17 protein-coding genes and 1 pseudogene are annotated in these 23,512 nt (G+C 65.9%); 10 read left to right on the top strand and 8 right to left on the bottom strand.

The genetic code is table 11. The annotated features are described in order from the left end of the window. Positions 1 to 38: 38 nt before the first annotated feature. Genes LGR69_RS16825 through LGR69_RS16810 form a run of 4 tightly spaced genes read left to right on the top strand, consistent with a single transcriptional unit; the run spans position 39 to position 3,406 of the window. The gene (locus LGR69_RS16825) at positions 39 to 770 is read left to right on the top strand and encodes a multiubiquitin domain-containing protein (RefSeq protein WP_230366735.1); all 732 of its coding nucleotides are present in this window, start codon (positions 39 to 41) and stop codon (positions 768 to 770) included. Further along, positions 763 to 1,389, top strand: coding sequence for a putative metal-binding protein (locus tag LGR69_RS16820; protein WP_230366734.1), 627 nt, complete (start codon positions 763 to 765; stop codon positions 1,387 to 1,389). The genes LGR69_RS16825 and LGR69_RS16820 overlap by 8 nt, the downstream gene beginning before the upstream one ends. Before the next feature lie 23 nt (positions 1,390 to 1,412). Beyond that, complete coding sequence (locus LGR69_RS16815) at positions 1,413 to 1,874, top strand: Mov34/MPN/PAD-1 family protein (protein WP_230366733.1); 462 nt, start codon at positions 1,413 to 1,415, stop codon at positions 1,872 to 1,874. 2 nt (positions 1,875 to 1,876) lie between these two features. Beyond that, positions 1,877 to 3,406, top strand: a complete 1,530-nt coding sequence (locus tag LGR69_RS16810; protein ID WP_230366732.1) for an E2 ligase fold family C protein — start codon at positions 1,877 to 1,879, stop codon at positions 3,404 to 3,406. Between the two features lie 610 nt (positions 3,407 to 4,016). On the opposite strand, the gene LGR69_RS16805 is transcribed toward LGR69_RS16810, so the two are convergent. From LGR69_RS16805 to LGR69_RS16790, 4 genes are all read right to left on the bottom strand, one after another. Further along, entirely contained in the window at positions 4,017 to 4,346 is a 330-nt protein-coding gene (locus LGR69_RS16805) for a DUF2147 domain-containing protein (protein ID WP_230366731.1), read from the bottom strand. A gap of 71 nt (positions 4,347 to 4,417) precedes the next feature. Then, positions 4,418 to 7,504, bottom strand: coding sequence for an efflux RND transporter permease subunit (locus tag LGR69_RS16800; protein ID WP_230366730.1), 3,087 nt, complete (start codon positions 7,502 to 7,504; stop codon positions 4,418 to 4,420). A gap of 51 nt (positions 7,505 to 7,555) precedes the next feature. Continuing rightward, positions 7,556 to 8,794 carry an efflux RND transporter periplasmic adaptor subunit gene (locus LGR69_RS16795; RefSeq protein ID WP_230366729.1) on the bottom strand — a complete coding sequence of 413 codons (1,239 nt, stop codon included), beginning with the start codon at positions 8,792 to 8,794 and terminating at the stop codon, positions 7,556 to 7,558. Then, positions 8,791 to 9,429 carry a TetR/AcrR family transcriptional regulator gene (locus LGR69_RS16790; protein WP_230366728.1) on the bottom strand — a complete coding sequence of 213 codons (639 nt, stop codon included), beginning with the start codon at positions 9,427 to 9,429 and terminating at the stop codon, positions 8,791 to 8,793. Before LGR69_RS16790 ends, LGR69_RS16795 begins: the two co-directional genes overlap by 4 nt. A 782-nt stretch (positions 9,430 to 10,211) precedes the next feature. On the opposite strand from LGR69_RS16790, the gene LGR69_RS16785 reads away from it, so the two are divergent. Beyond that, positions 10,212 to 11,228, top strand: a complete 1,017-nt coding sequence (locus tag LGR69_RS16785) for a GSU2403 family nucleotidyltransferase fold protein (protein ID WP_230366727.1) — start codon at positions 10,212 to 10,214, stop codon at positions 11,226 to 11,228. Between the two features lie 649 nt (positions 11,229 to 11,877). Here LGR69_RS16785 and LGR69_RS32215 read toward each other — a convergent pair. After that, entirely contained in the window at positions 11,878 to 12,162 is a 285-nt protein-coding gene (locus tag LGR69_RS32215) for a helix-turn-helix transcriptional regulator (RefSeq protein WP_370881382.1), read from the bottom strand. Between the two features lie 100 nt (positions 12,163 to 12,262). Here LGR69_RS32215 and LGR69_RS16780 point away from each other — a divergent pair, with 100 nt between their 5' ends. From LGR69_RS16780 to LGR69_RS16760, 5 genes are all read left to right on the top strand, one after another. After that, positions 12,263 to 13,159, top strand: coding sequence for a 3'-5' exonuclease (locus LGR69_RS16780; protein ID WP_230366726.1), 897 nt, complete (start codon positions 12,263 to 12,265; stop codon positions 13,157 to 13,159). A 1,777-nt stretch (positions 13,160 to 14,936) separates the two neighbouring features. Next, positions 14,937 to 15,653: a hypothetical protein gene (locus LGR69_RS16775; protein ID WP_230366725.1), complete on the top strand. Its 717-nt coding sequence runs from the start codon at positions 14,937 to 14,939 to the stop codon at positions 15,651 to 15,653. Next, the gene (locus tag LGR69_RS32055) at positions 15,650 to 17,857 is read left to right on the top strand and encodes a Mu transposase C-terminal domain-containing protein (RefSeq protein WP_230366724.1); all 2,208 of its coding nucleotides are present in this window, start codon (positions 15,650 to 15,652) and stop codon (positions 17,855 to 17,857) included. The genes LGR69_RS16775 and LGR69_RS32055 overlap by 4 nt, the downstream gene beginning before the upstream one ends. Next, positions 17,854 to 18,948 (top strand): ATP-binding protein, encoded by a 1,095-nt coding sequence (locus LGR69_RS16765; RefSeq protein WP_230366723.1) that lies wholly within the window; start codon positions 17,854 to 17,856, stop codon positions 18,946 to 18,948. Before LGR69_RS32055 ends, LGR69_RS16765 begins: the two co-directional genes overlap by 4 nt. Next, complete coding sequence (locus tag LGR69_RS16760) at positions 18,945 to 20,897, top strand: TniQ family protein (RefSeq protein ID WP_230366722.1); 1,953 nt, start codon at positions 18,945 to 18,947, stop codon at positions 20,895 to 20,897. The genes LGR69_RS16765 and LGR69_RS16760 overlap by 4 nt, the downstream gene beginning before the upstream one ends. A gap of 239 nt (positions 20,898 to 21,136) precedes the next feature. Here the strand turns inward: LGR69_RS16760 and LGR69_RS16755 are convergent. From LGR69_RS16755 to LGR69_RS16750, 3 genes and pseudogenes are all read right to left on the bottom strand, one after another. Further along, positions 21,137 to 22,102: pseudogene (locus LGR69_RS16755) on the bottom strand (RNA-guided endonuclease InsQ/TnpB family protein); the annotation flags it as partial. A 15-nt stretch (positions 22,103 to 22,117) separates the two neighbouring features. After that, positions 22,118 to 22,321 (bottom strand): helix-turn-helix domain-containing protein, encoded by a 204-nt coding sequence (locus tag LGR69_RS32210; protein ID WP_370881381.1) that lies wholly within the window; start codon positions 22,319 to 22,321, stop codon positions 22,118 to 22,120. A gap of 165 nt (positions 22,322 to 22,486) precedes the next feature. Beyond that, positions 22,487 to 23,512: sodium:solute symporter family transporter (locus LGR69_RS16750; protein WP_412768911.1), on the bottom strand; the 1,026-nt coding region annotated here is incomplete at its 5' end.

The following is a 23,512-nucleotide window of genomic DNA, read 5'->3' as shown; positions in this document are numbered from 1 at the left end:
GGGCAGCCGCGTGGCTGTCCACCCATGGCGAGCGCACGATGCACGAGCATGAACACGTTGAGGACCGCGTCGCGGTTCAGGTCTTCGACGAGAATCTGAACGCCAAAGACGTCCATCTTACGGATCCGGTGCCGACCGGGCGGCAGATCATAAAGGCGGCGGGCAAACACCCGGTGGACGATTACGCCGTCCTCGCCTGGATGCCGGACAACGCGCTGCGGCCGCTGCATCTCGACGAGACCTTCGACCTACGTCAACACGGGGTCGAGCGAATTCTGGTGGCCCCAAGCGATACGCTCTACCGCTTCTTCATCGACGGGCAGGACCAGGAGTGGCCGGTCCGAGGCATCACCGGCGTCGTTCTCAAGACGCTGGCCGGTGTCGACCCCGCGGCGTTCGAGGTGTTCCTCGTCATCCCCGGGGATGACGACATTCGCGTTGAGGATCACGAGCTGTTCGATCTCGCTCGCAAGGGGGTCGAGCACTTTCAGACCGTGAAGCGGAAGGCCCCCGCCGAACACGGCATCGCGCTTAAAGTCGTCGTCAACGGCACCGAGACCGAGCTTAAAGTTCATGCGGGAACGCCGCTGAGGCAGGTCCGCACCGAGGCGCTGCAAAAGTCTGGGAACGTTGGGCGCCCGGAAGACGAGTGGCAGCTGAAGGACGAGCACGGCAACCCGTACGACCTGAACCAAACCGTCGCCGGCGTCGGGCTGCACGATGGCGACCTCGTGTGGCTCAGCCTGAACGCTGGAGTTGCCGGTGTCTGAGTTACAGACGGTCGACCCCGAGGTCTCCCGCGCGAAGTTCGCGCGGGAGGTCGCCGATTATCGAGCGCTGGAGGATGTCTATCGCAAGCGCGGCCAGATCCTCCTCGACGCGACCTTCCCGGAGGTGTGCGTGATGTTCGCAGCCCCCAAGCTGCGCCCGTCGCCCGTGTTAGCGTGCGTCATCGTCAATTTCACCGATTACGACGTACAGCCGCTCTCGGTACGCTTCATCGATCCTTTCACCCGAGAGCCGGTCAAGGCGAAGGATCTGCCTCTTCCAATGCTGCGGCGGCCGCCGGTGCCGCCCGGTATGCCGATGGAGATGTATCTGCAGCTGCTGCAGCAAGGTCAGATGCCGGTGAACCTGCTGCTGCAAAATAACGGTCCCGAAGAACCACCTTTCCTGTGCTTACCTCGCGTCAGGGAATACCACGACAACCCCGCGCACACAGGTGATTCATGGTTTCTGCACCGTCATTCTGGCGAAGGATCCTTGGCCTTCATCCTCGACACGATCTGGAGCCACGGGATCAACCCGGTCGAGCATTACCAGTTCGTGGTGCAGGCCCAGATGCCGATGATCGGAGTGGGGGTCAACTTCGGGCGCGTGCCGGATTGAGTGGGCTTTCGGCGGTTCGATTCGTGACGATCCCCCGGGCGTGCGCCGACGAAGCGCAGCAGCACATGCACTCCGTTGGCCGTGATGGACATGAGGGGCTAGCACTCTGGGTCGGACGTCAGGACGGCGAGCGGTTCCAGGTCGAGCAGACCTGGATCCCAGCCCAGCGACACATCCGCACCGACGACGGCGTCTGCGTGTGCATCGGACCGGATGAACTCCATCGCATCAACGTCCGGCTTCACCGCGAGAAGCTGACGTTGCTGGGACAAATCCACAGCCACCCGGGCCGAGCCTACCACTCTGACGCGGACGACGCCTACGCGATCGCGACCGCGGTCGGCAGCCTGTCGCTCGTCGTGCCCGACTACGCGGTCCGCCCGTTCGCGCTCACCGATATCGCCGCCTACCGCCTCGAGGCCCGTGCGCGATGGGCACGGGTGCCTCGGAGTGCATTGCTGCAACTCCTCACGATCACGGATTGAGCATGGCCCTCGCAAATTTCTTCGACCGCGCCGCCACCGCCGCGTCTCAGGTCTTGGCCGGCTTCGGCATGGCCGCCTTCTCCGAACGGTTGCAGGCGCAGGTCATCGGCATCGCCTTCGACGGGGAGGCCGCTCGCTCGGCAGAAGGCGCCGCGCTGCTGGACATGACGATCCGCCTGCTGGCCCGCCTCTACCCAACGCTCATGATCCATGCCGTGGACGATCGAGCCACTGCGCACGCGGCCGGGTTGGCTAGCGTGGCCCAATCGATCAATCCCGCCATCCACTTGGAGCACGACGCCAATCGCGTGACGATCGCGATCTGCGTCGGGCAGGCGACACCTGACATCGCAGGAACGAAATTCTTTGCCGGATCCAACGGCTGGACGGCGCGTTTTTCCTCTTCTGACCCGATAGGATGCGGGGCGAGCGCCAATCCGTTCGGTGCAGGCGCGGCAGCCTGCATCGCCGTCGCCAACGTGTTCCGCGCCGTGTTCGCCGATCAGATCCCGAGCGGCAGCCTCGATACGGACATCGCACTCGATCTGCGCAGCTATCGCTCGAAGACCACGGCGGATACGGACGATGAAATTGGCCCGGTCGATCTTGGGGAAACGCATTTGGTCGGGCTTGGGGCCATCGGGAATGGTACCGTTTGGGCGCTCTCCCGGCTGTCCTCCCTGACAGGCACCTTGCATCTGATCGATCACGAGACCGTCGATCTGTCGAACCTGCAGCGCTACGCGATGATGGGACAGGCCGACATTGATGCCGCGAAGGTGGATGTTGCAGCGTCCCTGCTCGCCGATACCGGTCTGAAAGTCGTGCCCCACCGCGCCACCTGGGGAGCATACCTGGCCGCTCGTAACGACTGGCACCTCGAACGTGTCGCTGCCGCCCTGGATACGGCACGCGATCGCATCGCGGTCCAGGGTGCCCTCCCCCGTTGGATCGTCAACGCCTGGACCCAGGAGGGCGATCTCGGCGTCTCCCGCCACGGGTTCACGGACGGTCGTGCATGCCTTGCGTGCCTTTACCTGCCTGCTGGCGAGGTCAAGGACGAAGACGACCGCATCGCTGAAGAGTTGGGGTTGCCCGAGGCGCAGCCGGAGGTCCGGCGGATGTTGCAAACTTCCGAACCCGTAAGTGTCGCGTTCGTCGAGCGAATCGCGACCGCACTCGGCGTACCGTTCGATGCGCTGAGGCCTTTCGCCGGTCAGCCGCTACGGAGCTTCTACCAAAGCACCGTATGTGGTGGTGTCGTGTTTCGGTTGACCGATGGTGGGCGACCGGTCGGCATCACGGTACCGATGGCATTCCAATCCGCGCTCGCCGGCATCTTACTGGCAGCCGACCTCAGCAAAGACGCCAGGGGTGGACTTAAGACGGTTACAACCGTAACCCGTTTCAATCTCCTGCGCCCGCTCGGCACCCACTTCAATGATCCTCACGCGCGTGATGCGACCGGTCGCTGCATTTGCGCAGACCCTGACTACATAAAGATCTACAACGATAAGTATATGTGCTATTAATATAAAGAGTTTTAATTGCGTATCTATAGATACTTGCATGTAACAATCTATATGAATTCCGCAGTCCTGTGCGAGCGGCGCGCCAAGGTGCTGCCGATCACCGGCGTCGCTCGCGCGTAACTCGCTCGCGCCTACGACGTCGATCTGACCTGCGCCTCCACGGCGCTGACCGGCAGCAGCCTCGCCCTGCACGAAGTCGGGCTTGTCATCGAAAGGATCTGGCCATCGGCGGCAAGCGGCTCGTCGACCAGCTGATGGTGATTGCCCGACATGCGCTCCGTCGTCGCCGATCGGCCCGACGAAACCGACAATTCCGACAATAAATCTGTGAGGTCGGTCTGCAGGTGGCGACAATCCCGTTGGCTGAGGGCGCGAAACTCACCTTGCGTGCGCAGCCGATCCCTCGTGTGCGGAATTCTTGGCGGAGATAGCGCCGCTCCGCGGCCCCTTCGATGCCAACCTCGGATCGAAGCGCGGACCCCGGGGCCGTCTGTTGGTCCCTTGAGCTGGCCGGGGACGACGTCGGCCACGCGCTCTCATGACTGCGAGGCGCAAAACACCAGCATGCACCCCTTCACAGTCAGCGCTGACGGTTGATCGCTCCACACCGTCAGGTCGTAGATTTGCCGTTGTCAGCGTCGTAGATCTTGCCCTCGTAGCGCCCCTCCGCGTTCGGCCTCAAGCCGAGCAACATCTTGTGGCCGAGCTGGTGCCGGGCCTGCCAAGCCGAGTTTGGGTTGTAGCGGTCGATCTTCGGCCTGCTGTCCTGGTCCAGCGGCTCGTTGCCCCAGACGACGAAACCGCACAGGCGGGCTGCATCGGACCCGCACCGTTCAGTTCTGATGCGCGCGCGGCCGTCTTCCGTAAGCCACGTGCCGAACGGCTCGGCAGCACGGGTTGCTTCCGGCAGGCCGCACGTGAGGGTCACGACGGCCGCCATGGCGACACCAGCCACGCCGGTGGATGGGAGCGGTCATCGCAATGCTCCGAAATGTAGTTAAATGGTGGCGCTCACGGCGCGGTCGCCGCCTGCCCGGTCTCGTCGCCGGCCGGTCCCACGAACCGCCCGAGCAGGCGCCCGAGAAGATCGCCCAGGCTGTCCATCAGCAGGAACACGGCCGGGACGAAGACGAGCGACAGCAGGGTCGAGACGATCAGGCCGGCGATGACCGCCACCGCCATCGGCGCGCGGAACTCGCCGCCGATGCCGAGCGCCATGGCGGAGGGCACCATGCCGGCTGCCATCGCGATGGTGGTCATGACGATGGGACGCGCCCGCTTGCGCCCTGCATCGACGATGGCTGTGACCCGGTCGACGCCACGCCCCATCTCTTCGACGGCGAAGTCGACCAGCATGATGGCGTTCTTGGTCACAAGCCCCATCAGCATTAGGATGCCGATCACCACCGGCATCGAGATCGGCATGTGGAAGATGAGCAGGCCGAGGATCGCGCCGCCGATGGACAGCGGCAGCGAGAACAGGATGGTCAGCGGCTGCAGGAACGAGCCGAACAGCAGGACGAGCACAGCGTAGACCATCATGATGCCGGCGCCCATCGCCATCAGGAAGCCCGAGAACACCTCCTGCATGATCTCGGCGTCGCCGGTCTGCTTGATGGTCACGCCCGGCGGCAGGTTCCTCGCGGTGGGGGTCTGCAGGGCCTCGGCGATGAGCGAGCCGAGGGCTTCCGAGCCCTCCATGTTGGCCTCGACGGCGACGCGCACGGCGCGGTCGTAGCGGTCGATGGCGCCCGGACCCTGGTCGAGCTCGATGTCGGCCACGACCGCCAGCGGCACGGCGGACCCGTCCTTAGCCGGGACCTTCAGGTTCTCCAGCCGCGAAACCGCGCCGCGGGCGCTCTCCGGCAGCTGCACCCGAATTGGCACCTGGCGGTCGGCGGCGTTGAACTTCGCCAGGTTCAGGCCGATGTCGCCGATGGTCCCGACCCGGACAGTCTCTGCGATGGCGTCGGTCGAGACGCCCACGTCGGCTGCCACGCCTTCCTTGGGCCGGATGCGCACCTCCGTCCGGTTCAGCGGAGCGGTCGACATCACCGCCACGAGGTGCGGGATGGCCGCCATGTCGCGCTGCAGGCGCGCGGCGACCTCGGTGACTACGTCGGCGTCAGGCCCGCTCACCACCAGGGCGAGGTCGCGCTGTCCGCTGTCGCGCAGGGTCCAGGACCGGATGTCGGGCTCGTCGGCCAGCAGGGCGGCGATCTCAGCTTCGACCGTCCACTGTCGCTTGGCGCGCGAAGCCTTCGGCGTCAGGTTGACGGTCAGCGTCGCGAGCCGAGTCTCCTTTTTGCCGCCGACCTGACGGCCGCCGTCGACGAAGACCGAGGTCACCTCCGGCAGCGCCCGTATCCGCGAGACAACGCGGTCGGACACCGCGACGGTGTCGGCGAGCTTCGCGCCCGGCGCCAGCTCGACCATGAACAGGGTGCGGGCATTGTCCTGCTTCGGGATGAAGCCCGAGGGCAGCAGGCCGGTCGACACGATGGAGGCGGCGAACAGCGCGAGGCCGGCGAACAGCGTGACGACCCTGTGGCGCACCGACCAGCCGACGAGGCGCCCGTAGGCGCGCATCACCGGGCCCTCACGCTCCTCGGTATGGCCGTGGTCGCGCAGGAAGTAGGCGGCCAGCATCGGCGTGATCAGGCGCGCCACGAGCAGCGACATGAACACCGAGACCGCGATGGTCAGGCCGAACTGGATGAAGTAGCGCCCGGCGATGCCCGGCATGAACGAGACCGGGGCGAACACCGCGATCAAGGTCGCCGTGATGGCGATGACCGCCAGCCCGATCTCGTCGGCGCCCTCGATGGCGGCCCGGAACGGCGACTTGCCCAGCCGCATGTGCCGGACGACGTTCTCGATCTCGACGATGGCGTCGTCGACGAGGATGCCGGTGACCAGCGTGATGGCGAGCAGGCTGATGCCGTTCAGCGTGAAGCCGAGCGCGTCCATCGCCCAGAAGGTCGGGAACACCGAGAGCGGCAGGGCCGTGGCCGCGATGAGCGTGGCGCGCCAGTCGCGCAGGAACAGGAGCACCACGATGACCGCGAGGAGCGCGCCCTCGATCAGGGTGTGCATGGCGGAATCGTACGAGCCGATGGTCGACGCGACGGAGGAGTCGATCAGCTCGAACTGGAGCTCGGGGTAGCCCGCCTGGAACTCGGCGATCTTCCTCTGCACTCCGGCCGCGACCTCGGCGTCGCTGGCGCCGGAACCGCGCGAGACCGCGAAGGCGACGACCGGCTCGCCGTTGAAGCGGGCGAAGGTGCGCGGCTCCTCGACGCCGTCCTCAACCGTGGCGAGGTCGTCGAGGCGGACCTTACGCCCGCCCGGCAGGACGATGGAGGTGGCTTTGAGGTCGCGCAGGGTGCGGGAGGCGGCGAGCGTCCGGATCGACTGCTCGCGCCCGCCGACCTCGCCCCGCCCGCCGGCCAGGTCGGCGGAGGTGAGCCTAAGCTGCCGGTTCACGTCGGCGGCGGTGATGCCGAGCGACAGCAGCCGGTCCGGCTGGAGCACGACCCGGACCTCGCGCGCGACGCCGCCGACCCGCTCGACGCCGCCGACGCCCTTCACGCCCTGGAGCGCGCGGGCGATCTTGTCCTCGACCAGCCAGGATAGGTCGGCCGGCGTCATCGCGGGCGCCTTCACGCCGTAGACGAGGATCGGCAGGCCGGCGATCTCAACGCGGCTGATCACCGGCTCGTCGATGGTGCGCGGCAGGTTGATGCGGACTTTGGAGACCGCGTCCTTCACGTCGTTGACGGCGCGGTCGGTGTTCACCTGCAGCCGGAACTCGACCGTGGTTACCGAGGAGCCCTCGGTGATGGCCGAGGTGATGTGCTTGACGCCCCGGACGCCAGCGATGGAGTCCTCGACCCACTTCGTGACCTGGGTCTGCAACTCGGACGGCGCCGCACCGGACTGGGTGATGGCCACCGAGACGATGGGCACGTCGACGTTGGGCATCTTCGTCACCGCCAGCCCGCGGAAGCTGACGAGGCCAAGCACGACCAGCACGAGGAACAGGACGAGCGGCGCGATGGGGTTGCGAATCGCCCAGGCGGAGACGTTGAGGCGCATGGAACGGCCTTGGCTTCCGTGATGGTGGGATCGGCGGCCGGGGGCGTCGGCTTACGGCACGCCCGCTTCGGCGGTATCCTGTGCGGTGGACAGCGCCGGCATGGCGGCTACCGCCGGCGCGGACGCCGGGGCTTCGAGCACCGGCCGGACACGGTCGCCGTCGCGCAGGAACGAGCCGGCCCGGGCGACGACGCGCTCGCCCTCACTCAGGCCCGTGCGGATCTCAATCGTGTCCTCGTCGGCGATGCCGATGCGGACGGTGCGATCCTCGACGCGCTCACCCGTCACGACGAGCACACTGCGACGGCCGCCGCCGTAGAGCACGGACGCCTGGGGGACGCTGACGCCGCGGCTGCGGGCGAGCTCGACGGTGCCGCGGGCGAAGGTCCCGATGCGCAGGCGCGGGTCGGGGTCGAGGCGCACGCGGACCTTGCCCAGGCGCGTGGCCTTGTCGACCTCGGGGTAGACGGCGCGCACGCGACCGGCGACGCGGCCGCCCTCTCCCATGTCGATCCAGGCCGGGGCGCCCTCGCGCAGCAGGGGCAGCTTGGTCTCAACGACCTCGCCCTCTAACTCGATCTCGCCCCGGGCGATCAGGCGGAACAGCGGCTCGGACGCGGCCGAGGCGGCAAGGCCGATGCGAGCGGTGCGGCGGCTGACGATGCCGGCCTCGGGGGCGCGGATCTCAGTGCGTGCCAGACGTAGGGACAGCTCGTCGCGCACGGCGCGAGCCTGGGCGAGGTCGGCCTTGGCCATGGCCAGCCCGTTGCGGGCGAAGGTCAGCCTACTCTCGGCTTGGCGCAGGGCGGAGGTCCGAGTCTCCATCACCACCGCCGTGGTGTTGCCGGTCGCCATGAGCGAGCGCGCCCGCTCCAACCCGAGCCGGGCCTCGGTCTCGGCGGCCTCGGCCTGCTCGATATTGCTCTGGGCCTGGGGCACGGCGGATTCCGCCTTTGCCACCACCGCGTCCTGCTGCGCGATCTGGCGATCGATCAGGTCGCGCGACAGGCGCGCCAGCACTTGGCCCTTGGCGACCCGCGCGCCCTCCTCGACCAGCACCTCTGTGATCCGGTAGCCGTCGATCTCGGGCGTCACCAGGACTTCGTCGCGCGGCACCAGGGTTCCAGTCACCGTCACGGTCTCGATTGTCTCGCGCCACGTCGCCTCGACCACGCTGACGGCGGGCGCGAGGAGTGGCCTGGCCGAGGCAGGGGCTTCGTCGCGGGCGGAGGCGGCCGTCAGGCTGAGCGCCAGAAGCGCAGGACCGGCGAGGAAGGCGACGCGGGTCATCGGCTGGTCTCCGCAGTGACATCGACGGATCGTGGGAGCGAACCGTGCAGGCCGGCTTCGATGAGGGCTTGGAGGTGAGCGGCTGCGTTGGCCGGGTCGTACCCGGGCAGAGTGGCGCGGCTGACGATGATGCCCTTCATCAGCGGGTTGACCACGTCGAACATCGCCACTGGATTGCATTCGGGCGAGGCTGCCAGCGCGGCGAACATCCCGCACAGCCACTCGCGGGCCTCCGCCTCACTCCGATCGACCAGCGCAGCGATAGCGGGATTCCGCGTGGTCTCTGCCCAGAGGTCGAGGCGCAACACCGCGGTTTCGCGGGTGATATTGGTGAAGTAGCGTTCGAGGATGCCCGTCAGGAGCGCGCGGCGGTCCCCCGCCCGCTCCATCTCGGCGACGAGGATGGCGCCACGGGCGCGGTCGCGCTCCGCCATCGCCAAGACGATGTCCTCCTTCGAAGCGAAGTAGCGGTAGAAGTTGCCCTGGCTCATCGCGGCCTCACGCGCGAGGTCTGCCATGGTGGTCCGGTGGAAGCCGTTGCGGACGAAGCAGGCCTCGGCGGCATCGAGGATCTGCTCGCGCCGCGCGGCCTGGGCGTCGCGGACCTCCACGACAGTGCCGGTCACCGCGCCCACGATGCGAACTCCGCCGTATGGAGAACGACCGGGCTGGCGTCCTTGACCGGACCAATCTCTGAGCAGGCACGCGACGCTAAGTCGTGGCGTGCGCAGGTACGGGCCTGCCAACCTCCGGGCCCGTTACCGGTCCAGGAGAGCAGCGCAGCCCAACCCAGGAGCAACACAAGGACGGCGAGCAGGTTGGCCGGGCGGGACGCCGTCGTCACGACTGAGCACAGAAGGCCGCAAGCCTCTTCCGCAGGACAGGTCAGGTCCGTCAGCACATCAAGTCCGTATGCCATTCCTATGCCCCCCCCTTCACCGAATGGACGATAGTGAACGTTCATTCTCATGTCAATGAACGTTCATTCACTGCTTACTGGCGGTGCTTCAAGCATATCGGGTGGCGTTCCCGGACGCGGCCCGATGGCGTTTTTGTATTCTGGCGTTCGTCTGGGATCTGCCTGACGGCCGATGGCTCTCGACGACTTCGAGGATAAGCGCTCGACGCCCTTGACGCTCAGCCGCGCTCTTGAGGCACAAGGAACTTCTGATCGCCCGCAAGGCGGCAGGCACGTCTCGAACTCCGCGCAAGTCTTTCGCGAGATTGTAGCGGTAGGAGAACACCCCGTATGGCACCCCGAGCCCGCTCGGATTTCAGGCGCACACGGTCCGACATCGCTAGGGCAGTCGGCCGTAGGCCACGAGGTTGTCGGTCCCCACGATGTATGTATTCTATCGGTTTGCATACATCGTCGTCTACAATGGTACGATCGCTCTCGCTCGCTCAGCACACTCTGTTGGCCGACCTCTTGCAACAGAGTGCGGACGAGTTGTTCGACCCCGAATTTCCGGAAAACGGCAGCGTCCTCGTCCGGCCCGGCCGAGCAGGCGCGCGGTCCGGCCACGTGTATTATCAAGGCTATCGCCGGGACGGCGGCGAGACTGACCGGGGTCAACGTTTTGCTCGCTACATCGGACGCTCTGACGACCCCGGTGTCATGGCGTGGGTCGTGCGGTTCCAGCGGATCAAAGCTGTCCGAGCCGAGCGCACAACCACCGTACGCGCGCTGATCGGAGCTGGGGTGCCGCAACCCGACAGGATCACCGGGCGGATAATCGAGGCCTTGGCTAAGGCTCGCCTGTTTTCCGACGGCGCGGTCCTCCTCGGCACTGCCGCCTATCAGACCTACGGCGGCGTCCTCGGAGTGCGGCTATCCAGAGCCTTGAGCAGGCCAGCCGAGCACGACGAGGGTCGATCAGCCCGCATTGCGCTGCGCGCGGCAGATCAGATCCCAAACCTCCTTGCCGCGCTTCGCGGCATCGATTCGAGCTTTGCGCCCATCGCCAGCGCGGCCGACGTGGTCGGCACGACACGCTTTCGGAATGCGGGCCACCTCCAGATCAATGTCCATGTCGCGAGCGAATTGGCCGTCCTCGTCGACGAGTCGGTCCAGTCAATCGTCCTGCACGGTCCGGGGATCCCAGTGATCGTTCCGGCCCCCGAATGCTGGGTCGTCAGCACGCTGCTCGAACAGGGATGGTGCATCAACAGCACAGACGATCCGAACCAAGCGTTTGCCCGGGCAGCCGAAGTGATTGAGGCCTTGAGCATGGTCGGACGGGAGCACGCTCTCGCGAGAGCATTCGACGCAGCTTGGCACCGCGCCTTGAAAGCGAAGGTAGACCTGCGAGCGAGCGTGCAACACCTCCCCGCGCCCGCACGCGCAATCCTCCAGAGGCACGCGGGAATACGGGAGGCGAGCAGCACGCCAGCCTCGAGCAGCGCCTTGAGGCCTATCGCAGACAGTGCATAAGTCAGCGCTCTGCCCGGCAAGGCGAGCGAACTCAAGGACTGCCGCCTCGCCGATCCCGATGGTCTCGGGCGCTGGTCGCTCTCGGCCCTGGAGCAAGTGCTGCGCCGGCTCCACCAAGCCTACGCCGCTATCTTACAGCGTGGGCACGCGTTCCCGCGCTTTCGCGCCGCTGCCACGCCGCCACGTTCCGGTTCGGCGACGGGCTGACACTGAAGAGGGACCGTCGCCTCGGAATCGTCGCCGTGCCGGGCAGGATCAAAACAGTGTGGCACTAAAACTTGCCGGAGGACGCGACGCTCGGGACCGCTATCCTCACGCGCCAGCCGGGCAAGTGGTACCTGGTATTCCTGGTCGAGGCCGCCTTCGCTGAGACCTGCGGAGCCGGCATCGTCGGCATCGACCTCGGCCTTGACAGTCTGATCGCGACCAGAGACGGCGAAACGATCTCGGCCCCGCGCTACGCCCGTCGCGCGCGCACGTCCGAGCGCCGCCGTCGGCGCCAACTCGCCAGATGCCGCATCGGCAGACGGCGCAGCCGCATGTTGGGGCGGACCAATCCGCGGGGCATGCTCGGCCCAGCCGTTAACGAAACGAGGCGCGAAGCACCATCGCGGGCTTTAACGGCCAGCTTGGCACCGAGAAGATCTTCTCAAGGCGCTGGGCGCCTTCTGTGAACACGGCTCTCCAATAAGGCCTCCTCGCTCAGTGTAAGGCCGATCGCCCCAGATGCGGTCCGAGTAAATTCGATCCCGGCTTCGCGGAATATGGACGCCATTTTCTTCAATGTTTCTTCCTTCGCGCTGTGGATGCCATGCTCATAATTTATGAGTGAACGGCGCGATAGGCCGATGCGCGCTGCCAAATCATCCTGAGACCAACCCAGCATGGCACGTGCTGCTCTGACCTGCTCGGGCTGAATATTAATCAAAGTCATCTACCAACAACGCTAAATTAGCCACGTTACTGCACAAAATGTGCAATTCGGCAGCGGCCGCATTACATCATTGTTGTCGCCAACAACTGTGGTGCAGACCATGTCGAAAAATCTCCATCTCGATCAACTCGCCAGCCTGCTGGAGCAAACTGGCGAGTACCGCGTGCTGCGTCGGCTGACGCCGCGCGCAACCTACGATCAAACTGCCGACGCTGCGGTGGCCCGCGGCGTCTTCCTGGATCTCGAGACTACGGGACTCGATCCCGAGATGCACGAGGTCATCGAAATCGCCCTGGTACCGTTTACCTACTCGGCCGACGGCCGGATTTTGAACGTGGAGGAGCCGTACTGCTCGTTCCAAGATCCCTTCATGCCGATCTCGCCGGAGATCACCAAGCTGACCGGCATCACGCCTGAAATGGTCCAGGGCTCGATGATCGATGTGGCCGAAGTCGAGAGGATCATCGCCGACGCATCCTGGATCTGCGCTCATAACAGCCGCTTCGACAGACCCTTTGCCGAACAGATCACGCCCGCCTTCGCGCGGAAGCGATGGGCTTGCTCTCTCACGCAGGTGCCCTGGAAGGAGGAAGGGTTCGGCGGAGCCAAGCTCGGCTATCTGCTGGCGGATCTCGGCTTCTTCGCCTCGTTCCACCGCGCGCACGAAGACTGCCTCGCAGCCATCGAAATCCTGTCGCGGCGTTTGCCGAAGTCCGAAACCACGGCCTTCGCCAAGCTCATCGAAGCCGCAGAGGCGCCAGTCTACCGGGTTTGGGCGTCGCTGGCACCGTTCGAGCGGAAGGACGCGCTCAAAGCACGTGGGTACCGCTGGAATGGGACGCCCAATCCGGGCCGACCAAAGGCTTGGTATCGCGACTTGCCCGAGGATCTCGTCGGTTTGGAGTTCGAGTATCTGCGCCGCGAGATCTACGGCTACGACGCAGATATCCTGATCACTGAGGTCACGCCCTACGACCGCTTCTCGAACCGCATCTGACCTGAATGGGAGGTCCACCTTGGACACTTGCCAAAGCGTCCGCACGCTCAGGCGCGAAGGACGAACGCCGGTGCACTGCGATGCGATGACCTCGATCGCCGACGCGTACACAACCTGGGTTGCCCGAGAGGAAGTCAGAGGCGCGGAAGCAAGCTGCGCCACCTGGCCACGCGTCCCCGATCGTCCCACCCGCATTGATCGGCTCGCGGCGGCTCTCCGTGCGCTCGCGCACGAGGACCCGCGCCACGCGTCGGCGGCCGAACCTCGGTGATCCGCCGCCGCCCGGATCCGGAACAGCGCGGGTCGTTGCTGTAACCCTCGCGCCTTCACCAAAGCCCCAACTCAGATCGCGCTGAGGCCGACGTCGCCGCGAACGCGGTCAGCGAACGCGGCAGAGCGGCTGAACGGATCTCACGATATAACCCGTAGGAGAGGCTCGTCATGTACACACATATGCGTCTCATTCCGATCCCGGCTTTTCCCGACCCAGATCCCGGCAGTTCTGCCGATCGGCGATCAATCCCACTGCGAGGCTGGCCGAAGGGCACGACACGATCGAACGCCGGAAGCGGCCGTGCCGTCCCAAACGGCGGCGGAGCGGGCAGTTGCCGCGTCTTCCGGACGGAGGTGTTTGATGCGCTCTGGAAAGACGTCGTCGTACCGCGAGCGTCGCTGATGAACAGGCCAATCACGCCCGAGACGCGACGGCGCCTCTGGCTGAACGGGATCAGCCACCTTTGCGCCTCCGATTCCAGGCTCTACAAGTCGACAGCTCACGACCTCGAACGCATCATCGCAATCCTGAGCCCGGTGATCGGCCGGATCGAGGCCGATCTAAAACCGCCTGGTAATACTTCGGAGGCCCGTGGACCAAGCCTGGATGGCCGACGGCGTCCGCCAACTGCTGCGACGCTTGCCCGATGGTTGCGAGAAGATCGGGACGGACCTGTACCCATTCAGGACCTGTCATCGCAGCTCGACGGAACCGGCCCGGCTGAAATCGCTTCCGGTCCCACCCTCCGCCGCCAACGGCTGCGTCAAACCGGCGCAATCTAGTGGCTGCTAGCTTGGCGGGAGCAGGTCTTGCCGTTGCTCCGCCCCTTCTTGCGTGGTCTTCGCCAGTTCTTGCGCGGTCTAGGGCCCTTCTTGAGGCTTTTTCAAGTAAAGGCCGAGACTGAGTTAGGTCATTGTCGGGACAAAAGGCGGTTCTGAACGAACTCGGATCATTGACTCGACGGCAGAGCTGAGTCGTTCTTCGCGGACACCACAAAGGAGATCCCCATGTAGCTTTGTGCCCCACGATCCGCTCCGCTGGAGGGCGCGGTCACAGACCGCGCACCTCCAGGGCTGGCCGCTTCGCACGATCCGCCAACGTTCCAAAGCGTCGGAGCGTGCGCTGTACATGATCACCGCCGCCCAAAGGGCATGCGGTATCGGCTGGCCGAGGACGCTGATCCGGTACGGGTCACCCCGTATCGTCACCGCCCCAAATCGATCCAACCCCCAGTCCGCTCCAACAACCACATCGGTAAGACCGGTGGGTCGAAGGATGCTGGCTGAATAGCCGAACCTGCACGAGGATTCGCATGGGTTCGTCGGCCTCGCAAGCCCGTCTTGGGCGAGTGTGCCTGCGTCACCTCGACTCCCCCTTCAGGTCGATCGGCTCCCCCCTCGAATGAGGACGGCGCCCGTCGGGCCTCCAGCCTGACCGCGCGCCGCCTCCCAACCGTGACGCGCCGAGCGATGCCGGCGCAGTCTTGGCGCACGAGGTCGGCCCATGGTTCGGAATAACACCGTCTTGTTCGACGCTTGCCGGGACTGGCCGCCGCCATTCTCGGAAAGCCTTCCCAGTCTCTCCAGCCGCACGCTGCCACGCCGGTCGCGGGTCTCCGCCATCGGGCAACTCGTCACCACGACAGACCAGCGACGCGTGGTGTTTCAGAGCATGATCGAGTGTCATTCGGCCCTGCACCTGCTGGCCGATCCCGAGGTGGAGACGCTGATCGATCAGCCGCCGGCCATCACTTACACGCGGGGCGGTCGGCAGCACCTGCACACCTTTGACTTCCTGGCTGTTCTGCGCAGCGGCCAACGCGTCGCCGTAGCTTGCAAAGCCTCGATCCGCGCGGAGTTGAAGGATCTCGCCGGCTTCTACAGGAGCATCGCCCACCAGATCCCGCGCAGCTTCGCGGACCGGATCGTCATCTTCACCGAGCTGAGCTTCTCGCAGGCCGATATCTACAACGTCGGCCTGCTGCACGACTGCCGGCGCGACGTCCCAGGATCTTCCGACGCCGCGATCGCCCAGTACGTGGGACGCCTGTACGGTCGAACCACAATCGCCAGCCTCGTCGAAGCGACAGGCCTGGGCGCCGACGCGTTCCGTGCCGCGATCCGCGCGATCGGAGATCGCACGCTGCTGCCCATCCAGGCCGGTCGCTGGGACTACGACACCCGTGTCGCGCCGCCTGCGGAGACGGAGGTTGCCGCGTGATCCGGCTCGAACGGACGATCCCACGCTACGAGCTGGGTCGCTATGACCAGATCATCCTCCCCGACGGTCTGGCCTACACCTGCCCACGCTCGCTTCCCGACCACTACGTGCTGGTGCAGGTGGGCAGCAACCTCGCCCAGGAGATCACCTTCGCCGAATTCGAGGCTTTCCGGCGCTCACCGAAGTTCCAGCACAACCGGGACTACTACAGCCTCGGGCACGTCGAAGCTCGAGCCCGCTCCGGCGTCGCCTCGGTCCTGGACCTGCCACGGGACGAACTCGCGGTCGTGCTCTTCCGGGAAGCCTGTGTCGAGGATCTGATCGACCTCCACGCCGACGGGCAGACCACCATCGACGATGCCGCGATTCAGAAGGTTCTGGGTGAGATCGAGCGTCGCGTCACCGCACGTGGCCTGTCCAAGCACATCGTGCTCGTCGAGGATCGACGCGGCGAGGCCCTCGAGCGCAAGGTCGAAAAGCGACGGCGCTATGTGACCACGACGCTGACCTTCAGGTTCCCGAAAGCCCGGACGCTGAGGGAATGGTACCGCATCTACCAGACCTGCGGCTGTCTCGCGTACGCGCTGCGCGACCGCCTGCGTCATTGCGGCAATCGAGTGCCGCGCAAGAACCCCGACGTGCTCGCGCTGATGCACGACCACGTCCACGGCTACATGTCCGAGACGAGGCCCACGCAGAAGGCCTGCTACAAGGCGTTCTGCCGCGCGCTGGAGAAGTCCGGATTCAAGCCTCGCGCAGGCGAGGATCCCGAGGCCTACCGAGTCTCGTTCACCACCTTCTCCGCGGCCGTGCGGGCGCTGCCGAAATTCGAGGTCTGCGTCGCGCGCCGCGGGCTGCCGTTCGCGCTCCGACGCTTCAAGGCGGTGACCCAGACCTTCGGAGCCCACCGCATCGGCGAGCTCGTGCAGATGGACGAATGGCAGGTCTCGCTCATGAGCCTGTGCGTCCGGTCCGGCGCCTGGAAGCTCATGAGTCTCGCCGAACGCAAGCTGGTCCGGCGGGAGCGGCGCTGGCTCGCGGTCGTGCTCGACGTCGCTTCGCGCTGCATCCTCGCGATGCGCCTGAGCCGCACGGTGACGGCGGAGTCGAACCTGCTGACCTTGCGGATGATGCTGAACGACAAGACCGCCGTCGCGCAGGCCGCCGGATGTCGCACCCCGTGGGACTACACGGCGCATCCGCTCACGCTCCGTAACGACACCGGGCCGGCCTACGTCTCCGACCGCTTCAAGCTGGCCACCGCCGACCTGAGGATCCTCAACGTCTCGCCGCCGGCCGGAATGCCCGAATTACGCCCGCACATTGAGCGGCTGTTCGGCACGATCCGGACGGGCCTGATGGGCTACTTCACCGGCCAGACGTTCGCGAACGTCACCGACAAAGGCGATTATGACGCGGAGGCGCGGGCCAGCCTCACGCTCGACCAGCTGTGCGATCTGATGATCCTCTGGTTCGTCGACATCTATCACAACATCCCGCATGAAAATCTCGGCGGCAAGACGCCCAGACAGCGCTGGACCGAGCTCGAGGCCCTGTACAAGCGCGGGCCGGTGCCGCCCGGGCCCCACGACCAGCGCGCGATCTTCGGCATCACGGTCCGGCGCACGCTCAACAATCGCGGCATCCGGGTCATGGGCTTGTACTATCTCTCGCCAGCTCTGGTGCGGCACTTCCGCGATCACGAAGAGGTCGAACTCGACGTCCGGATCGACCAAGACGATCTGGGCTGGATCTCCGTGCGCATCGGAACGGAGTGGCACCACGCGAAGTGTCGAACGCCCGGCTTCGATGGCGTTTCGGCCGTCGCCTGGCAACGCAGCGTGAAACAGGCCCGTATCGATGCCGGTCCCGGTCAACACGAGGCACGGGCGATCGCCGAGGAGGCTCTCGATCGGATACGATCCAGTGCCGACGCGGCCCACGCTCAGGCCGCGCTGACCGGCATCGTCCTCGATCCCAAGAGAGTGGAGCGGATCGAGCGCGGGACCATTCGCACCCTCGAGATCCTCGACGACGAGCACGGGGCGCCGACCGACCTGGAGGATCTCTCCCGCGGCATCCCCGTGACAGGCCCCGCGGAGCCACCGATGAACGACACGCTCGTGCAGCCTGAGCGGACCTCACCGCCCGAGGTGACGGACGAGGACGATCAGGGCCTCTGGCAGGTGCGGAGGCCGACGTGACGGTGCCCAATGCCCTCGCGACGATACGCGCCGGCCTCCGGCCGGCCGACCTCGACGTCGTCGCCACCATGGAACGCGTCAAGGCGACCTACTTCGCGACGCCGACACACGGCGCGGTCGAGAAACAGCTCAACGTCGTCCTGCAGCAGCTGCTCGAGCGCCGTGATCCGGCCCTGCCGGTGGGGCCGGACAACGTCGTCGAGGCGCGCGGCTTCGTCCTCAGCGGGCAGGCCAGGGCCGGTAAAAGCCGGGCACTGAGCGAGGTCTTCCGCGGTCACCCGAGCCTTCCAGGCTACGGCGATGCGAGGGCCGATTGTCCGCTGGTCACGGTCGTCCCCCAGGGCGCCTGCACGCTCGGCCGGTTCGGCCAAGACGTCTTTGAGCAACTCGGATTGCCGATCGTCAACGTTCCCACCGGCAAGAATTACGAGCTGAAGCTCGCGCACATGATCCGGAATCGACTGAAAATTCGCGGTATCAAAATTCTCCACGTTGACGAGGCGCATCACGTCACGGAGCCAGCGAATAAGACCGAGATCAAGAAGATCATCAATATGTTCAAGTACCTCATGATCTACTTGGATTGGCCGGTTGCAGTCATACTTTCCGGTATTCCCGAGCTGGTGAGCGCGATCCGGAATGACCCGCAGCTCTCCGGCCGCATGGCGTTCACGGCCGCCACCGGCCTCGTCCCGAAGACGGATTATCGCCGCATCGAGCATGTCGTCGGTGAGCTGGCGAGCGTCGCAGAGTTGTCGATCGCATCCGGAGAGCTCGCAGCTGTCGTACCCCGCCTCATCCATGCCGGAAATCGGCAGCTCGGGCGCAGCATCGAGATCACCTACGATGCGATCCGGTCCGCACTCACGGAACGCCAGACGGCGCTCAGCCTCCACACGTTTGCACGCGCTTACGTCCAATCGCGCGGGGTCGCGCCCGAGCACAACCCATTCGTGGCCCGAGACTGGCGGCTGACCGATCCCTTGTTGGTCCTGGAGAAGCCGCCGAAGCAGCGCCTCCTGCGCGCCCAGAAGGTCAAGCGCGCGTCACTCGCAACCGACGACGATTTCGATGAGGAGGATGAGGCGTGAGCGTGCTGTGGCCTCACCTCCCCTTCCAGCCCGGCGAGACACCGGCGAGCTTCATGGGACGCCTCGCCATGCGGCACGGGATCGACGATCCCAAGCTGCTGGGCCAGATGCTCGGGATTGATTTCCGCGCGGTCGCTCAAGGGGAGCCGCGGCACCTCAAGGCGCTCGCCAGGGTCGCCGACGTCGACGCATCCGGACTGGTGGAGCGCGCGATCCGGTTCGACCGACAGCGTGGCGGGACCTATCGGGGCGAGAAGCTCGCCGCGTCTGCCCTGCATCGCGGCTACCGCAGGGTTTGCCCGCGTTGTCTCATCGAGGATGCCGAAGCGAGCGGGCTTCCGGCCTCGTGGGCCGCATACGGCCGAACGCTCTGGATGTTCGCGGCGATCCGGACGTGCCCGGTTCATCGCCTGCCGCTGGTGGAGGTCGGCCTGCCGGCCGAACGGTCCGTCGTGCACGAATTCACCCGCTGTATCGCACCGGCGCTCCGCGATCTCGAGCATCTCGCTGCGTCGCATGGTTCGCGTCCGCTGTCCGACTTGGAAACCTACCTCCTCCGGCGTCTGGACGCCTTGAGCGGCCAGGTTCCGTGGCTGGATAGCCTCGACTGGCATGTGGCCGCGAAGCTTTGCGAGATCGTCGGCCTCGTCTCGCTGGATGGTCGCCGGGCGAAGATCCGTGGCTGTCCCGAAAGCCGTTGGCAGGCCGCCGGGCATGCCGGTTTCGCGATTGTCTCCGCGGGACCGGACGGACTGCATGCCTTCATAGACGATCTCTACAGGACCTACCGTCCGCACACGTCGGCGTTGGCCCACGGTCGTAAGCTGTTCGGAACATTCTACGAATGGTTGACCAGCGCCGGGCGCCGGTCCGACTTCGAGCCGGTGCGCATCCTCGTGCGCCGATCGATCGCACAGATCATGCCCCTCGGCGCCGGCGACAAGATCCTCGGTTCCACGATCGAGGTGCGGACGCTGCACTCGATCCGAACCCTCTCGATCGCCACCGGCCGAGACCCCCGTCGCCTACGGAAGATCCTCTTCGCTGTCGGGCTGGCCGCCGCAGAACAGCACGAAGACTGGGACCATCACATCGTCTTCGACGCCGCCACGGCAGAGCGTGTCATCGCCAAGTACAGCGACGCCCTGACGCTACCGGACATTGCCACGCTGCTGGGTTGCTCGCTCGTGCAAGCAAAGCGCCTGGCCGCAGCCGGCTTCATCCGACCGATCCCGCTGTTTGCCAACGCGCCCGGGCTCGCACCGGTCTACGCGCGAGCGGGGATCGTCGCGTTCCGCGATGCCATCCTGAACCATGCCGTACCGGTCGACACGGTCCACGACCACATGTGTCCGCTCACCGACGCGGCGCGCAGGGCGAACTGTGCCGTCAAGATAATCATCCAGCTCGTCATCGGAGGCGAGCTCCCGACGATCCACCTTGATCGTAGAAAGGCAGGCTACGCCGCTTTGCTCGTCGCTCCGCGGGAGATCGCCGCCGCACTTGCGCAGCCCGATGAGGTCGATCTGCTCAAGCTGCGCCAAGTGGAAGAAATCCTTCATGTCAACGGAAAGGTGATAAGCCGGCTTATCCGCGCGCGAGCCATGAAGGCGTGGTCAGGCGTCCGTCCTTCGACGCGACGACGGGTCACGCTCGTCGCACGTCGTGACCTGGACGCGTTTCGGGGCCGATACATCTCTGCTTCGGAACTCGCCCGTCTCAACGCGACGAGTTGCCGAGGTGTTGTCAGTTACCTCAAGAAACTGGGTATCGAACCCGAGATCAGACGGGCTCGATGCGGCGTGAGCTTCTATCTTCGAGACGTCGTTCTCAAGCCCGGTGTGCAGGAACGCCTCGCCAGGGCACTGTGCAAGCGGCGAGGCAGCCAATTCGGTCGAGCGAACACGCCAGGACCTGATCCAGGCTTTCCAGCGACGATTGAAGCTTGAGGTCAGGAGCGGCGCAACGCCTCTATCCGAGCAACGCGGACCGTTCGTCGTCTGCGGGCGACCCGCAACCTGTCGCAACCGAACGCATCTCGCGACCTTACCGCCCAGTCCAAACACGCGATCCTGACCTGTCGCTCCTGAGAAGGACCAGCCGGGATCTGAAGGTGCGGAACGCAGGGCGAACCTGGAAGCGATCTTGACAGAGCCTCCTCGCCTTTCAAGGCGAGGATTCCTACGGCTCACGCCGCAAGTTCCTGTCTCACCGGGGTTGCGCTCCGGGTCAAGCCCGGCGCGTCTAACATCCCCTCCACAGGCCATCGCCGGGGATCGGACCCGGCCCTGACCGCGTGCCCCGCGGCCAGAATGTTTTGCGATGCATTCACGTCGCGGTCGTGCGTGACGCCGCAGGCGTCACAGGTCCACGTCCGGACGTGCAGCGCGCGCTTTGGACCGACGCCGCCGCAACACGAACACGCGCGCGTGCTCGGGAAGAACCGGTCGATCGCGACCAGATCGCGCCCGTACCACGCCGCCTTGTACCGGAGCATCGCGAGGAGCAAGCCCCAGGCCGCGTCGTGGAGCGAGCGCGCCAGCCTTGTGCGCGCAAGCCCGCGCACGCTGAGCGTCTCGACGTGGATCGCTTGGTTCTCGCGAATCCACTGCGTCGAGAGCTTGTGATGGTGATCCCGGCGCGCGTCGGCGACGCGCGCGTGCAGGCGCGCCACTGCGCGCCGAGCCTTTTCCCGGTTGTTCGAGCCCTTCCTCTTCCTCGCGAGCGCGCGCTGCGCCCGCCTCAAGCGATGCTGGCGCTGGCGCAACCAGCGCGGATTGGCGACTGACTCACCGTCCGAGGTGACGGCGAGCGTCATCAGCCCGAGATCGATGCCGATCGCCGGCCGCAGCGGCTCCGGCGCGGGTTCTGGCTCGACCTCGACGCGGAATGCCACGTGCCAGCGGCCCGCAGCGTCGCGCGAGATCGTCACAGACGATGGCGCGCTCGGCAGCGCCCGCGACCAGCGGATCGCGAGCGGTTGCTTCATCAGCGCGAGCGTTAGTTGACCCTCGCGCCAGCGGAACGCCGTCTTCATGAACGTCGCCGACTGGCGATCCCGGCGCGACTTGAACCGAGGCTTGCGCCCGAGCCGCTGGAAGAACCGGGCATAGCCCGCTTCCAGGTGACGAAGCGCCTGCTGCACCGGCACCGAGGAAACCTCGGCGAGCTACGGCCACTCAGTCTTCCAAACTGGCAACGAGCGTGAAATCACTTTGAACGGAATGCGCTCGCTCCGCTCGCGCCACGCTGTCTCCCGCTCATAGAGCGCGCGGTTGTAGACCGCCCGGACGCACCCGAAAGTGCGCCGGAGCAGGTTCGCCTGCTCCGGCGTCGGGTCAAACCGGTACCGGTAGCCCGCCGCAAACGCCATCACCGAAAGCTAGACGTTCACGGACTGTTCGGCAACGTCGCTTATGCGCTTACATCCCCGGCCTGAAGTCCGGGGCCTTTCGCGCACATCAGGTAAGGTGGCATGCCACACCTTCGTTGGCGTTAAAGGGCTGTCGTGGCCCGTCAGGACCACGACATGTGCCGGTCAGTGGGCGTTTGCGCCGACCGCTCCGATGCCGGTCTCGGAGCGCACGTACTGCGCCTCGAACGCGGCCCGCTCGCGCTGGGCCCTGCGGGACTTGTCCATCAGCGACACGACCCAGATCGTCGCGAAGGCCAGCGGCATCGAGAACAGCGCCGGGTTGTCGTAGGGGAACAGCGGCGCCGGGTTGCCCAGCGTCGCCACCCACACCGCCTTCGACAGCACGACCATGATCACCGCCGTGAGCAGGCCGACGAGGCCGCCGGTGAGCGCGCCCCAGGTCGTGGTGCCGCGCCACAGGATCGACATGGCCAGAACCGGGAAGTTGCAGCTCGCCGCCACCGCGAAGGCGAGGCCGACCATGAAGGCGACGTTCTGGTTCTCGAACACGTAGCCGAGGTAGATCGCCACGATGCCGATCACCACCGCCGAGATCTTCGAGAGGTTGACTTCATGCTTCTCGGTGGTGCGCCCGCGGGCGATCACCTGGGCGTAGAGGTCGTGGCTGATCGCCGAGGCGCCGGCCAGCGTCAGGCCGGCGACGACCGCGAGGATGGTCGCGAAGGCCACGGCGGAGATGAACCCGAGGAAGTACGGGCCGCCGACCGCGTTGGCGAGGTTCACCGCCACCATGTTGGTGCCGCCGATCATGTCCTTCAGCTTGTCGAAGGTCCCGGCCGCGCCGAGCTTGAAGTAGCTCGGATCCGACATCAGCAGGGCGATGCCGCCAAAGCCGATGATGAAGGTCAGGATGTAGAAGTAGCCGATCAGGCCGGTGGCGTAGAACACCGACTTGCGCGCCGCCTGGGCGTCCGAGACCGTGAAGAACCGCATCAGGATGTGCGGCAGGCCGGCGGTGCCGAACATCAGGCCGACGCCGAGCGAGATCGCCTCGACCGGGTTCGACACGAGACCGCCCGGCGCCATGATGGCGTCGCCCTTCGGATGGACCTGCACGGCGCTGGCGAACAGCGCCTCCGGGTTGAACCCGTACTTGAACAGCACCGCAACAGCCATGAAGGTCGCGCC

Source organism: Methylobacterium brachiatum, assembly GCF_020523825.1.
Lineage (GTDB): Bacteria > Pseudomonadota > Alphaproteobacteria > Rhizobiales > Beijerinckiaceae > Methylobacterium > Methylobacterium brachiatum.
Note: the sequence above shows the minus strand (reverse complement) of the source record. Positions and strands in the feature narration are given on the sequence as shown.

What these genes read in the sequence shown, in the direction of transcription:
- LGR69_RS16825 (WP_230366735.1), top strand. Translation starts at nt 39, where the DNA reads ATGCACGAGCATGAACACGTTGAGGACCGCGTCGCGGTTCAGGTCTTC.
- LGR69_RS16795 (WP_230366729.1), bottom strand. Translation starts at nt 8,794, where the DNA reads ATGACCCGCGTCGCCTTCCTCGCCGGTCCTGCGCTTCTGGCGCTCAGC.
- LGR69_RS32215 (WP_370881382.1), bottom strand. Translation starts at nt 12,162, where the DNA reads ATGACTTTGATTAATATTCAGCCCGAGCAGGTCAGAGCAGCACGTGCC.
- LGR69_RS16800 (WP_230366730.1), bottom strand. Translation starts at nt 7,504, where the DNA reads ATGCGCCTCAACGTCTCCGCCTGGGCGATTCGCAACCCCATCGCGCCG.
- LGR69_RS16810 (WP_230366732.1), top strand. Translation starts at nt 1,877, where the DNA reads ATGGCCCTCGCAAATTTCTTCGACCGCGCCGCCACCGCCGCGTCTCAG.
- LGR69_RS16805 (WP_230366731.1), bottom strand. Translation starts at nt 4,346, where the DNA reads ATGGCGGCCGTCGTGACCCTCACGTGCGGCCTGCCGGAAGCAACCCGT.
- LGR69_RS16775 (WP_230366725.1), top strand. Translation starts at nt 14,937, where the DNA reads ATGGTTCGGAATAACACCGTCTTGTTCGACGCTTGCCGGGACTGGCCG.
- LGR69_RS16780 (WP_230366726.1), top strand. Translation starts at nt 12,263, where the DNA reads ATGTCGAAAAATCTCCATCTCGATCAACTCGCCAGCCTGCTGGAGCAA.
- LGR69_RS32210 (WP_370881381.1), bottom strand. Translation starts at nt 22,321, where the DNA reads ATGGCGTTTGCGGCGGGCTACCGGTACCGGTTTGACCCGACGCCGGAG.